The 13,265-nt window shown below is 54.5% G+C and carries 13 protein-coding genes; 10 read left to right on the forward strand and 3 right to left on the reverse strand.

The genetic code is table 11. The features are described from left to right. Nucleotides 1-139: 139 nt before the first annotated feature. From QZ303_RS09910 to QZ303_RS09950, 9 genes are all read left to right on the forward strand, one after another. Entirely contained in the window at nt 140-748 is a 609-nt protein-coding gene (locus QZ303_RS09910) for a DUF177 domain-containing protein (RefSeq protein ID WP_295732292.1), read from the forward strand. 16 nt (nt 749-764) lie between these two features. Further along, nucleotides 765-950: a 50S ribosomal protein L32 gene (gene rpmF / locus QZ303_RS09915; protein WP_084274050.1), complete on the forward strand. Its 186-nt coding sequence runs from the start codon at nt 765-767 to the stop codon at nt 948-950. A gap of 220 nt (nt 951-1,170) precedes the next feature. Next, nucleotides 1,171-2,151 (forward strand): beta-ketoacyl-ACP synthase III, encoded by a 981-nt coding sequence (locus tag QZ303_RS09920; protein WP_295732296.1) that lies wholly within the window; start codon nt 1,171-1,173, stop codon nt 2,149-2,151. Nucleotides 2,152-2,343: 192 nt separating this feature from the next. Further along, on the forward strand, nt 2,344-3,771 hold the full coding sequence (gene rpoN, locus QZ303_RS09925; RefSeq protein ID WP_295732298.1) for an RNA polymerase factor sigma-54: 1,428 nt from the start codon (nt 2,344-2,346) through the stop codon (nt 3,769-3,771). A 65-nt stretch (nt 3,772-3,836) separates the two neighbouring features. After that, nucleotides 3,837-4,439: a hypothetical protein gene (locus QZ303_RS09930; protein WP_295732300.1), complete on the forward strand. Its 603-nt coding sequence runs from the start codon at nt 3,837-3,839 to the stop codon at nt 4,437-4,439. Between the two features lie 49 nt (nt 4,440-4,488). After that, nucleotides 4,489-4,995, forward strand: a complete 507-nt coding sequence (gene purE / locus QZ303_RS09935) for a 5-(carboxyamino)imidazole ribonucleotide mutase (protein WP_295732302.1) — start codon at nt 4,489-4,491, stop codon at nt 4,993-4,995. Nucleotides 4,996-5,002: 7 nt separating this feature from the next. Continuing rightward, complete coding sequence (gene ispG, locus QZ303_RS09940; RefSeq protein ID WP_295732304.1) at nt 5,003-6,601, forward strand: (E)-4-hydroxy-3-methylbut-2-enyl-diphosphate synthase; 1,599 nt, start codon at nt 5,003-5,005, stop codon at nt 6,599-6,601. Nucleotides 6,602-6,742: 141 nt separating this feature from the next. After that, nucleotides 6,743-7,690 (forward strand): cysteine synthase A, encoded by a 948-nt coding sequence (gene cysK, locus QZ303_RS09945; RefSeq protein ID WP_295732306.1) that lies wholly within the window; start codon nt 6,743-6,745, stop codon nt 7,688-7,690. A 26-nt stretch (nt 7,691-7,716) separates the two neighbouring features. Next, nucleotides 7,717-8,367, forward strand: a complete 651-nt coding sequence (locus tag QZ303_RS09950) for a response regulator transcription factor (protein ID WP_295732308.1) — start codon at nt 7,717-7,719, stop codon at nt 8,365-8,367. Nucleotides 8,368-8,391: 24 nt separating this feature from the next. Here QZ303_RS09950 and truA read toward each other — a convergent pair whose 3' ends face one another. Together truA and speA are read right to left on the reverse strand one after the other, a co-directional pair. Next, nucleotides 8,392-9,135, reverse strand: a complete 744-nt coding sequence (truA, locus tag QZ303_RS09955) for a tRNA pseudouridine(38-40) synthase TruA (protein WP_295732315.1) — start codon at nt 9,133-9,135, stop codon at nt 8,392-8,394. A gap of 18 nt (nt 9,136-9,153) precedes the next feature. Next, nucleotides 9,154-11,052 (reverse strand): biosynthetic arginine decarboxylase, encoded by a 1,899-nt coding sequence (gene speA, locus QZ303_RS09960; RefSeq protein ID WP_295732309.1) that lies wholly within the window; start codon nt 11,050-11,052, stop codon nt 9,154-9,156. Between the two features lie 296 nt (nt 11,053-11,348). On the opposite strand from speA, the gene QZ303_RS09965 reads away from it, so the two are divergent. Next, nucleotides 11,349-13,031, forward strand: a complete 1,683-nt coding sequence (locus QZ303_RS09965) for a tetratricopeptide repeat protein (RefSeq protein ID WP_295732311.1) — start codon at nt 11,349-11,351, stop codon at nt 13,029-13,031. A gap of 36 nt (nt 13,032-13,067) precedes the next feature. Here the strand turns inward: QZ303_RS09965 and QZ303_RS09970 are convergent. Continuing rightward, nucleotides 13,068-13,265: hypothetical protein (locus QZ303_RS09970; RefSeq protein WP_295732313.1), on the reverse strand; the 198-nt coding region annotated here is incomplete at its 5' end.

Here is a 13,265-nt window from a genome sequence, read left to right on the forward strand (position 1 = left end):
TAAAATAACACAATCCCTGAGAACATAACGCAATCTTAAATGAAAGAGCCGTGCCAACCGCCCGCATTTTTTCCGCAAAAAGTTGATTTTTCTTCGGATAATAAGTAACTTTGCAGCGGTTTTTTCAATAAAATTTCTTGTGGGAAAGTTCTCAGCATACAAGCTCCCTCTAAAGACACTGCCTCACGGCAGCCACACCTTCGACTACAAGCTGCAAAAACAGTTTTTCGTCGATATGGAAAGTGCCGACATCCGCGATGCCGACATTGACGTGCATGTAGATGTCGATTACAAGGGAGACTTGTACGAAATCACACTTACCGTCACAGGCGAAATCACACTCATCTGCGACAGATGTCTCGACGACCTCCAATGGCCTGTCGACACCACGTTCCATATTTTCGTGAAATACGGTCCCGACTACAATGACGACTCCGACGAACTTCTGGAGATTCCGGAAAGCGACGCGGAGCTTAACATCGCCTACATGATGTACGACACCGTAGCGCTCACCATCCCTATCAAGCATGTACACCCGTTGGGCAAATGCAACCGAGCCATGAGCAGCCTGCTGAAAAAGCACCGCGCCACGGCCCACAACCTTGAAGGGGACGGCGATGACGAAATAATCGACGAGATGATCGACGAAGTGGAGACCGCGCAGATGCAGCCCGATTCCTCCGACAGCGACGATACCCCGACCGATCCGCGTTGGGATGAATTAAAGAAACTGAACGACAACAACTAAAAAATCATATAACGAAATGGCACATCCTAAACGAAAGCAATCCAAGACCCGCACCGCAAAACGTCGTACCCACGACAAGGCAGTAGAACCCACGCTGGCCATCTGCCCCCACTGCGGATCATGGCACATCTACCACACCGTATGCCCTGCCTGCGGTTATTATCGTGGTAAAATCGCCATCGAAAAGCCGGCTGCCGTATAATACGACACTCCTCGGCATAGTAGAGCCGCGTCAACGCGCCTGCATACCCAATTTCATGTTTCCCGCCCGGCGGGTGGAAAACATAGATTAATACATATCCCCCGGACATCTGAAACAAATGCCCGGGGTAATATGTCTATTTTCCGGTATGCACAAGGGCAACGTCAGCCACGGCATATGCCCCACAACAACTTTGCAGAACATAAACCATTCACTCCAAATGTTTTATCCAAGAATTGCGGGCGTTGCGTCATACGTGCCCGACGATATCCTTGACAACGAGATGCTGTCGAAGATGGTTGACACCTCCGACGAATGGATTACTACCCGCGTAGGAATCAAAGAACGTCGAATCCTTAAGAAGGATGCAGGCTCTTCTTACCTTGGCATAAATGCCGTAAACAAGCTGCTGGAATCCACCTCGACGAATCCGGAGGAGGTAGACCTGCTGATCTGCGCCACATCCAATCCCGACTACCGATTCCCCTCCACCGGTTCCGTGATAGCCCATGGATGCGGTCTCAATAAAGCATACGCCTACGACATACAGGCCGCTTGTGCCGGATTCCTCGTGGCATTGCAGGATGCCGCAGCCTATGTGCGCGCCGGAATGTACAAGAAAGTGGTAGTCGTTGCCGCCGAGAAGATGTCGTCGATGGTCAACTATGCCGACCGCACCACCTGCACCCTCTTCGGTGACGGTGCGGCGTGCATGCTCATCGAGCCATCGCAGGAGAAAGTCGGAATCATCGACGGCGTGTTCCATGTAGACGGCGAAGGCCTGCCCCATCTGGTGATGAAAGGCGGAGGCTCCGCCCATCCCACCACACAGCAGACCCTTGATGAAGGCTGGCACTACCTGTATCAGGAAGGACGCGCAGTCTACAAACATGCCGTCACCGACATGCTTACATCGTCGATTGAAGTGGCAGAGCGCAACGACATGAAAGTGTCTGACGTAGACTGGTTCATACCCCATCAGGCCAACCTCCGCATCATCGAGGCTGTTGCCGAACGTGCCGGTCTCGGCCACGACAAGGTGCTCGTAAACATCGAACATTACGGCAACACGTCGGCCGCATCCATCCCCCTCTGCATCGACGAGTACAAAGACAAGCTTAAGAAGGGCGACAAAATTATCCTGACCGCTTTCGGAGCAGGGTTCACATGGGGCGCCCTCTACGTGATCTGGGACCTCTGATCCCGCCTACGTCCACATATAAGTCATTATTACGGTGTGTCAAAGTCCATTTGGCGCACCGTAATCGTATTACGACGTGAGCCAAGCTAACGTCATCCTTGCAAAATAGCACGGCATATATTATCTTTGTAAACGGATTGGGGGCATGCAAAGCGACAATATCCACGACACCCCCCACATAGGGACGACGGCATGAAAGAGTCACTTAACCTATCGTTACAGCAAAAGATGCAGCAGCGGTTGTCGCCGCTACAGGTGCGCTACGGACGTATGCTCGAGATGAACGGTCCGGAAATCGAGGACGAAGTGCAGAGAATGCTCGATGACAATCCTGCCCTCGACATCGTAGAGACACCTTCCGCAGAAAATGGTCCGGACGAGTTCACGGAGACAGCCGAGGACATGCAGCTGGCCGATTATCGTGTCGATGACATTCCGTCTTACCGCCTTGAGGCTCCGGACCGCTCGGAAAGCGAACGCACTTACGAGCCTTTAGCCCCCGACAGCGGACAGTCATTGTTAGACACTCTCAGCTCACAGCTCGCGGAACACACCCTATCGGACGAACAACGCTCCATCGCACTCTACGTCATAGGAAACCTCGATGACAACGGCTATCTTACCCGTGACGCGGCAAGCATGGCCTACGACATAGAGGCCCACACGGGACTACCGGTAACTACCGCACAAGTGCAGCAGATGATAGCGCTCGTGCGCACAATGGATCCGGCAGGGGTAGGTGCGGTAGACCTCCGCGAATGCCTGTTGCTACAGCTCCGACGCAAACAGCAGTCACCGCCGGTGAAACTCGCAACGGAAATCGTCGAACATTATTTCGACATATTCTCGCTGAAACACTACGACCGTCTCGCAAGCCTCCTCGGGGTAGACCAGCCTACCTTGCGAGAGGCCATGAAAGTGATACGCACCCTTAATCCCAAGCCGGGTGGTGAGATTGAATCAAATCCGGCAGACGACCGCACACGTCATATCATACCCGACTTCCAGATAGATACCGACGGCCAGACAGTGACCCTGACACTTCTGAACAACATTCCCGAACTGACGATAGAAGAGAGCTTCCGTGATGACGACCCCACACCCATCCCACGCTCCAGGCGCGACCGCGAAGCCACCCTTTTCATCAGACAGAAACGTGACGAGGCACGCGAGTTCATGCGCCTGGTCAGCATGCGTCAGGAGACACTCTTCAACGTTATGAGCGCCATCGTCAGGCTTCAGCGCGATTTCTTCGTCGAAGGGGAGCAGGAAAACCTCATTCGGCCGATGATACTCAAGGACATCGCATCAATTACCGGCTACGACCTCTCTGTCATCTCGCGTGCCACGGCAGGGAAGTATGTCGCCACAGGACGGGGTGTCTATCCTCTGAAGTTATTCTTCAACGAACGCCCTACCGACGACAACGATACATCCACCCATGCCATAATGGCAGCACTGAAAGAATGCATAGCGCATGAGGACAAGAGCCATCCCTTGAGCGACGAGGCGCTCGCCGCACTCCTCGCCGAACGAGGCTACGACATCGCACGCCGCACAGTGGCAAAATACCGCGAGCGTCTGGGCTATCCGGTGGCACGCATGCGCCGTGACATCTAAACTTAAAGCTCCCGCAGATGTTAAACAGACAGTAGAACGGTTGAATCAACAGAACAAACAACATCATGACACGTATCGCACATATACTATCATGGGTGTTAAGCCCGATCCTCATCCCCACCTATGCGGTGTTTGCCGCATTGTGGCTCACCCCTCTCGCAATGTTACCCGCAGGGGCAAGATGGAACGTAGTGATGATGACATGTTTCGTGACATGCGTTCTCCCCGGAATGGCTATCATGCTACTGTACTGGATGAAGATCATATCTGATCCGGGTCTCAACAACCGCACCGAGCGGCTTGTGCCTTACGTGCTTACAATCGTGTGCTATCTGGCATGCGCGTGGTATCTCTTCTCCATCCATGTCCCCCACTGGATGTGGATGTTCATGGTGGCGGGTGCCTGCACAGCTGTAATCTCATGCATAGTCAACATCTGGTGGAAGATTTCGGCCCATGCGGCTGCGATGGCCGGATTCACGGCGATGCTCTTCCGCATAGCTTCCGACCATATGGGCATCGTGCCTATGTGGCCCTATATCTGCGGTACGGTTATCCTCTGTGGAGCGCTATGCACCTCACGCATAATACTCGGTCGACACACCCTGTGGCAGGTAGCGGCAGGCTCGGCCAACGGTTTTATAGTGGTGTATCTCCTCACCATGTAGCCGCCATGACTATTAAAGCAACAAACTGATCTAAACAAAATATCACATTATGAATCCTATCGTAAGCATCATCATGGGGAGCACTTCCGACCTGCCCGTGATGGGCAAAGCAGCCCAGCTGCTTGATGATTTCGAGATACCGTTCGAGATAAACGCTCTGTCGGCCCACCGTACTCCCGCCCAGGTGGAAGAATTCGCATCCGGAGCCGCCGCCCGTGGAATCAAGGTGATAATCGCCGCCGCAGGTATGGCGGCAGCCCTGCCTGGAGTGATTGCCGCCAACACGACCCTCCCGGTAATAGGTGTGCCCATCGCATCTACCCTAGGCGGCATGGATGCCCTGCTTGCAATCGTACAGATGCCTCCGGGCATACCTGTGGCCACCGTCACCATCAACGGCGGACTCAACGCCGCGCTCCTCGCGGTGGAGATGATCGCCCTGGGCGATGATCGCATCGCCGCACGACTCGCGGATTACAAGAAGTCCCTTTCCGGCAAAATCGTCAAAGCCAACGCCGAACTGGCCGAAGTGAAGTACAAATTCAAGACAAACTGAGCCGACAATGTCGAAATACAGCTATACTCGCCGGCCGAGCCGACGAGTGACCATCGGAAACACGGCCATAGGAGACGGACTCCCCGTCGCGCTCCAGTCGATGACCAACACGTCGACCAACGACACCGACGGATCCGTGGAGCAATGCCTTAGAATCGCCGAAGCCGGGGGTGACATAGTACGCCTCACCGCCCAGGGCATTCGTGAGGCCGCCAACATAGGGCTGATACGCGACGAATTGCGCAAGCGCGGATGCGACGTGCCGCTCGTGGCCGACGTGCATTTCAACCCTCGTGCGGCCTTCGCGGCTGCCGAGGCCGGTGTCGACAAAGTGCGCATCAATCCGGGGAACTTCGTTGATCCGGGACGCACATTCCGCAAACTGGAATACACCGACGAGGAATATGCCGCCGAACTGCTCCGCATAGAGGAGGCGTTCGTGCCATTCCTCGACACGTGCCGCGCCCACGGCACGGCAATCCGTATAGGCGTGAACCACGGAAGCCTCAGCGACCGAATAATGAGCCGCTACGGCGACACTCCGGCAGGGATGGTTGAGAGCGCCATGGAATTCCTGCGCGTAGCCGTGCGCCATGAGTTCCTCGACATAGTGATTTCCATAAAAGCCAGCAACGTGGTCGTCATGGTGGAGACCGTGCGGCGCCTCGTAGCTGCCATGGAAGCGGAAGAAATGGATTTCCCGCTGCACCTCGGAGTTACCGAAGCCGGTGACGGCGAGGATGGCCGCATCAAGAGTGCCGTAGGTATCGGCACGCTACTCGCCGAGGGCATCGGCGACACGATACGTGTGTCCTTGAGCGAACCTCCGGAGAATGAGATACCCGTGGCAAAGGCTCTCGCCGACTACATTGCCGGATTCGCCGCAGACAATGCCGCCGACGGAAAATTCATCTATCCTACAAACTTCACTCCCGCAAGACGCAAGTCACGGTCTATAGGAAATATCGGAGGCGGAAGTCCTACTGCTGTCATATCACCGCTTGAGACATCGGTGCTCCCCGACGGTGTCATATCAATCTGCGGCAAGGGCGTAAATCCGGCAGCCGACATAATGGCGGAGGCCGAAAGGCTCTCTGCCGAAGGTAATGATTCCCCGATTGTGGCATGCATCTCCTATGACGATCTCCCCGAGGAGGAAATCAAGCTGCGGGCGGCTGCCGACTTCGGACGCCTGCTGCTCAACGGGCTGCAGGACGCTATCGAGATACACAGCAACGTCATGAGCGACGAGGCGCTGTATGCGCTGGCCCTCAATATCCTCCAGGCCACCCGTCTGAGATTCAGCCACACGGAATATATCGCATGTCCGGGATGCGGACGCACACTGTTCGACCTGCAAAGCACACTGAAAGCCGTAAGGGAAGCCACAGGCCATCTCAAGAACCTCAAAATCGGAGTGATGGGTTGCATCGTCAACGGCCCGGGCGAAATGGCGGATGCCGACTACGGCTACGTCGGAGCGGCAGCCGGCCACGTAAGTCTTTACCGTGGCAAGGAGTGCGTCAGAAAGAATATCCCCCAGGCAGAAGCAATCCCGGCCCTCATATCATTCCTTAAGGAAGAGGGAGTTTGGCAGAAGCCGTAACATCAGTGCCTTTTACCGCGATATTTTCACGAATATACCCCGAAAAGGGTATTTCCGGGACGTCATCATACTCCTACTTTTGCGACAGAATCGGCATCCGTCCGATTCCTGACACCAATCAACCGACAAAAACCACCTGTTATGGCAAAAATCGCTAAAAATCTGACTGAACTCATCGGGAACACCCCTCTACTGGAAGTAAGCAATATCGAGAAAGCCCTCGGCCTCAATGCCCGAGTGCTCGTAAAGCTCGAATATTTCAATCCCGGCGGCAGCGTCAAGGATCGCGTGGCCATGGCCATGATCGAGGATGCGGAGGCCGCCGGCGTGCTCCGCCCCGAAGCCGCCATAATAGAGCCTACAAGCGGAAACACCGGCATCGGACTCGCATGGGTTGCCTCCGTCAAAGGTTACCGTTTGATTCTCACCATGCCAGAGACGATGAGCATCGAGCGGAGAAACCTCCTCAAGGCTCTCGGGGCACAAATCGTGCTCACTCCAGGCGCGGAAGGGATGAAAGGCGCCATCCGCAGAGCCTTCGAGCTACAGCGGGAAACTCCAGGTGCAGTCATCCTCCAGCAGTTCGACAACCCTGCCAATCCCGCCGTGCATGAACGCACCACCGCCGAAGAGATCTGGCGCGACACCGACGGCACAATCGACACCTTCATAGCCGGTGTGGGTACCGGAGGCACAGTGAGCGGCACATCGCGAGGACTTAAAAGGTATAACCCACAGATAAAGGTCATAGCCGTAGAACCAGCATCATCGCCGGTCCTCTCCGGAGGTAAGCCCGGTGCCCACAAAATACAGGGTATCGGCGCAGGATTTGTGCCCAAGAACTTCGACGCGCAGGCTGTCGACGAGATACTCCCCGTGGTCGACAACGACGCGATAGCCGCATCACGCCTGCTCGCTGAAAAGGAAGGTCTGCTCGTGGGCATCTCCTCCGGCGCGGCGTTCCATGCCGCCATTGCCGAGGCTCGCAAGCCAGAGAACGACGGCAAGACCATCGTGGCCCTCCTCCCCGACACCGGCGAAAGATACCTCTCCACGGTGCTCTATGCGTTCGAGGAATATCCCCTCTGACAGGGCGACGCATCATATTCTCCGGAATGACGGACATAACCGCGACATTCATCCTTGCCGACAACCAGGATATCACACGCGCCGGACTGCGTATGCTCATAAGCGACGCGTTCCCATCGGGCCGGATTGTCGAGAAACGTGACAAGCACGAGCTGATACAGTTCCTGCGGCAAACCGGCGACTGCGTGGTAATCATCGACTATGCCCTTTTCTCTTTCAATGGCGTTGAGAACCTCCTCAACGTCATTGCCCGTTTTGAGTCGGCACACTGGGTGATCTTCTCATCCGAACTGACCGACAGGCTCATACGGCGTCTCGCCATAGAGAAGAATGTAAATCTCATCCTCAAGGAAAATTCCGGCGAAGAAATCATGACCGCCATACGGATGGCTCTCCGCCATGAACACTACGTGAGCCGTGAGATATCGGCGCACGTCACCACACCGTGCCGCACCGAAAAATCGCTCCCTCTCACCGAGTCTGAGAGAGAGATACTGAGGCTGATAGGGCGCGGCATGTCGGTAAAGGAGATATCCTGCGAACGCAATTCAAGCGTCCACACGATCACCACCCACAAGAAAAACATCTTCCGGAAAATAGGAGTCAACTGCGCCTATGAGGCCGTCCGCTACGCCCTGCGCAGCGGTCTCGTCGACTTGTCGGAATACACTATCTAAAGCCCCCCACCCTGAAGAGCGCACTCAGCGTATATAGGGATAGGTTATGTCGTAGAGAAAAAGCGGATGTGGAGGCATAGAGATGCCGGCGGCACAGCGGTCACGCCGTTCGACCACGTCACGAAATCCGTCGATGGAAAGCTTGCCTCTCCCCACGTCGACCAGCGTGCCTACGACGGCGCGCACCATGTTGCGCAGGAAACGGTCGGCAGTGATTACGAACGTATGGCGCGATGTATCGCCCGGGACAGTCTCTATCCATTCGGCACGCGTAACGCGGCATATGTTGGTCTTGGCATCGGAATGGAGCTTTGCAAACGACGTGAAGTCATCCACACCGGTAAGAAGCGAGGCCGCCATGTTCATCGCATCGAAGTCAAGGCCGGCTGGGGGTTCCTGCCAGGCAAGGTCATATAAGAATGGAGACCGGCCAGTGTAGGTATAATAATGATACGTACGCGAAGTGGCGTCGAACCGCGCATGAGCGTCGGCGTGCACCGGTATGATGTCGTAAACGACGATGTCGCGTCCGAGCAGCGAGCACAACGCCCTCACCGCTCCCGGTATGTCGGCAATCTCGCGATCCGCGTCGAAATGGGCAATCATCATCGAGGCATTGACTCCCGTGTCCGTACGCCCCGCGCCGACAACAGGCGTTGGCGTGCGCAGGAACGTGGAGAGCGCACGCTCCACACATTCCTGCACGCTTATGGCATTCGGTTGTATCTGCCAGCCGTGGTAGGGAGCGCCACGGTAGGCGAGCCGCATGAAATAACGCACGACGGGTCAGTCCTTCTCAAGGTAAGTATATCCGTAGAGACCCGAACGGTATTTGCTCAGGAACTCACGCCCCTCCTCCGGAGAAATCTTCCCGCTCTTCATCGATGACGTGACCCATGTCTCCACGTTGCGCACGAGACGCTTGGGACTATACTGCACATAGTCGAGCACTTCATCGACCGTCTCGCCGTAGATTATCTGGTCTATCTCGTAGCGGTCCTTATAGACGCTTATATGCACGGCATTGGTGTCACCGAACAGGTTGTGCATATCGCCGAGAATCTCCTGATATGCCCCGACAAGGAATACACCTATATAATAAGGCTCTTTGTCGCGCAACGGGTGCACCGGAAGGGAGTTGGAGTTGCCGTGGGCCGAGATGAAGTTGGCAATCTTGCCGTCGGAGTCGCAGGTGATGTCCTGCAATGTGGCCGTGCGCGTAGGCTTCTCGTCGAGACGCGCGATCGGCATAATGGGGAACACCTGGTCGATGGCCCACGAATCCGGAAGCGACTGGAATAGCGAGAAGTTGCAGAAATATTTGTCGGGGAGCATCTTCGCTATCTTACGCAATTCCTCGGGAGCATGCTTCAGAGTGCTTGCGATGTCACCCACCTCGCGCGCTATCGACCAGAAAAGTTTCTCCACCTGCGCACGCGAACGCAGATCAAGCATCCCGAGGCTGAACAGGTCGAGAGCCTCCTCGCGAATCTGCAAAGCATCGTGCCAGCTCTCGAACATTCGTGGCTGATTGAGCTTGTCGTAGATGTCATACAGCTCGCGCACAAGTTCATGGTCGTCGGGCGAAACCTCTTCGCGGTCGTCCCATTCGGGAAGCGACGTGGTAGCCAAAGCCTCGAATATAAGCACGGAATGGTGGGCCGTCAGCGAACGGCCGCTCTCGGTGATGATGTTTGGCTGCTTCAGCCCGTTTTTCACACATGCATCTACCAATGCCGACACCGAGTCGTTGGCATATTCCTGTATGGAATAGTTCATCGAGCTTTCGCTTGACGAAGAGCGCGTGCCGTCATAGTCCACACCGAGGCCACCACCTATATCGATGAAATCTATTTCATAGCCCAGTTTCGAAAGCTGCACATAGAATTGCGTAGCCTCACGCAAAGCGTTCTTTATGCGACGTATCTTTGTAATCTGGCTTCCGATGTGGAAATGAATCAGTTTGAGGCATTCCTTCATCTTGTGGCGTTCGAGAAAATCAAGCGCCGTGAGCAGTTCCGACGAATTCAGGCCGAACTTCGACTGGTCGCCTCCCGACTCTTCCCATTTCCCTGAGCCTGAGCTTGATAGCTTTATACGCATGCCCACGTTGGGAGTGATTCCCAACCGCTTGGATACCTCCGCTATAGCCTGAAGCTCATTGAGCTTCTCGACCACGAGATAGATATTGCGTCCCATCTTCTGTGCCAGAAGAGCAAGCTCGATATACTCGTTATCCTTATATCCGTTGCATATAATCAGAGCATTCTCGGCGATATTCGTAGCCAGCACGGCATGAAGCTCAGGCTTCGAACCGGCCTCAAGACCTATATTGAATTTCTTTCCATGGCTCACAATCTCCTCAACCACCTGACGCATCTGGTTGACCTTTATCGGGTAGATGATGAAATTCTTAGCCTCGTAGCCGTATTCTTCAGCGGCCTGACGGAAACATCTGGAAATCTTCTCGACACGGTTGTCGAGAATGTCGGGAAAGCGCAACAACACCGGTGCGGCTACATCACGGACCTGCAACTCGTCGAGCACATCCTTGATGTCGACCGACGCGCACCCCTCGCGGGGAGTCACAGCCACATGACCTTTCTCATTGATGGAGAAGTACTTCATGCCCCATCCGGTGATATTGTACAGCTCTGCGCTGTCCTCGATACGCCATTTTCTCATTGGCAGAAAACGTATATTTAGTTAATAATTATTTAACATACAAAGTTACAACTTTTTTCCAATAGATATCCTCCATGGCAAGGCAAAATGCACGCATCGGAGCTGCAGACACATAAATTAATATATTTAACATTTTATTGCAATTTTATCATCGTTAAAATGATGTATTGATTGGAAAAATAGAGTAATTTTGTGTTGTCGAATGCAGAAGTGGAGCCGGGTCGCGACAGACACGTCTTTTACTTTGTGCGACAAGCCATCTGCTCAACACTAATTACCAATACATTTATCACATCATGAACAGCAAGGTATGCTATTCAATCATCCTCGCCGGTACCGTAATGCTAACCGGATGCGGCAAGAAGATGAACCAGTTCAAGTCCGACTACTTCTCGGTAAATCCCAACCCCCTCGAAGTAGTAGGTGACAAAGTTCCGGCTACCGTCACAGGTAACATCCCCGCCAAGTTCTTCCAGAAGAACGCCGAAGTGACCGTGACCCCCTACCTCGAATTCAACGGCATGGAAGTGGCTTCCGCTCCCTACACGTTCCAGGGCGAGAAAGTGCGCGGCAACAATCCTGTGATCAACTACAACAACGGTGGTTCGGTGACCATTCCCGTACAGTACGTCTACAATCCCGAGATGAACCGCAGCGACCTCACGCTCGCATTCACCGTCCGCCAGGGCAACAAGCAGTACGCTCTTCCCCGCGTGAAAGTAGCGGAAGGTGTCGTTGCCACAGCAGCGATAGCCGATGCCGCAACAGTGACCCCGGCAGTTGCCAACGACAAGTTCCAGCGCATCATCAACGAGAAGTATGACGCCGACATCAAGTTCCTCATCAACCAGGCCAACCTCCGCAAGGGAGAACTCGGCTCAAAGTCGATGCTCGACCTCCACAAGGAACTCGTTGACGCCAACGACGACAGCCGTCGCGAAATCAAGGAGATCAACATCAAGTCGACCGCATCTCCCGACGGCGGTGTGAAGCTCAACACCAAACTCGCCGAAAATCGCGAAAAGAACACCGTGGCCTATATGGAGAAAGCCCTGAAGAAGGACAACATCACCGAATTCGGCGAACTCACCGCCAACTTCACTCCTCAGGACTGGGAAGGCTTCCAGAAGCTCGTTGCCGCCAGCAACATCCAGGACAAGGATCTTATCCTCAGCGTCCTCTCGATGTATAAGGATCCCGAGCAGCGCGAGAAGGAAATCCGCAACCTCAGCTCCGTATTCGACCAGCTCGCAGAGACAATCCTTCCGCAGCTCCGCTACTCACGCATCACAGCTTCCATCGACGTTATCGGCAAGAGCGACGAGGAAATCATGAACATCTTCCTCTCCAACCCCAAGGCCCTCAGCGTAGATGAGCTCCTTTATGCAGCTACCCTCACCGACGACAACAACAAGCGCCTCCAGATTTATGACAAGGCCGTAGAGCTGTACCCCAACGACTACCGTTGCTACAACAACCTCGGCATGTGCCAGTACATCGACAAGGACTACGAGGCAGCCGCAGCCAACTTCGCACAGGCAGCCAAGCTCGCTCCCAACGCAGCTGAATCACAGATGAACCTCGGTCTCGTTTCACTCATGAACCAGAACTACAAGGACGCTTCCTCCAAGTTCGGTAACGCCGCCGGCGTTCCCGCTCTCGGCGACGCTCTCGGAGTGTACTACCTCAAGCAGGGTGACTACAACTCGGCAGTGCGTGCATTCGGCGACAGCAAGACCAACAACGCCGCCCTCGCCCAGATCCTCAGCAAGGACTACAGCAAGGCAAAGAGCACTCTCGCCAGTGTGAAGAACCCCGACGCTACCACATTCTACCTGACAGCCGTTCTCGGTGCCCGCACCAACAACAGCAACATGGTGTACAACAACCTGCGTCAGGCCATCAAGCTCGACAACAACATGCTCAAGCGCGCACAGAACGACCTCGAGTTCACTAACTTCAACCTCAGCGCCCTCTAATCCACACGATTATATTAGGCAACAAAAGCCCGGCCATCAAGCCGGGCTTTTTATTTTCCACATATCTGCACATCCACACGTGTCAATCACGGATTCCACCAGGAATCCTGACGGGCGAACACATTCGTGGTGATGAACCGCAAAGAGCACACGGAAAACATATTTTAGATAAAACAATAGGCACGGCAGACGCATCTTAAATAACCTTAACGGCTGTTGACCAATAAAAACCGG

It is taken from the genome of uncultured Muribaculum sp., assembly GCF_910583865.1.
Lineage (GTDB): Bacteria > Bacteroidota > Bacteroidia > Bacteroidales > Muribaculaceae > Muribaculum.

Bases quoted from the DNA above. Each gene is read 5' to 3' on its own strand.
- rpmF (WP_084274050.1), top strand. From the start codon at position 765: ATGGCACATCCTAAACGAAAGCAATCCAAGACCCGCACCGCAAAACGT.
- QZ303_RS09920 (WP_295732296.1), top strand. From the start codon at position 1,171: ATGTTTTATCCAAGAATTGCGGGCGTTGCGTCATACGTGCCCGACGAT.
- rpoN (WP_295732298.1), top strand. From the start codon at position 2,344: ATGAAAGAGTCACTTAACCTATCGTTACAGCAAAAGATGCAGCAGCGG.
- QZ303_RS09930 (WP_295732300.1), top strand. From the start codon at position 3,837: ATGACACGTATCGCACATATACTATCATGGGTGTTAAGCCCGATCCTC.
- purE (WP_295732302.1), top strand. From the start codon at position 4,489: ATGAATCCTATCGTAAGCATCATCATGGGGAGCACTTCCGACCTGCCC.
- ispG (WP_295732304.1), top strand. From the start codon at position 5,003: ATGTCGAAATACAGCTATACTCGCCGGCCGAGCCGACGAGTGACCATC.
- cysK (WP_295732306.1), top strand. From the start codon at position 6,743: ATGGCAAAAATCGCTAAAAATCTGACTGAACTCATCGGGAACACCCCT.
- QZ303_RS09950 (WP_295732308.1), top strand. From the start codon at position 7,717: ATGACGGACATAACCGCGACATTCATCCTTGCCGACAACCAGGATATC.
- truA (WP_295732315.1), bottom strand. From the start codon at position 9,135: ATGCGGCTCGCCTACCGTGGCGCTCCCTACCACGGCTGGCAGATACAA.
- speA (WP_295732309.1), bottom strand. From the start codon at position 11,052: ATGAGAAAATGGCGTATCGAGGACAGCGCAGAGCTGTACAATATCACC.
- QZ303_RS09965 (WP_295732311.1), top strand. From the start codon at position 11,349: ATGAACAGCAAGGTATGCTATTCAATCATCCTCGCCGGTACCGTAATG.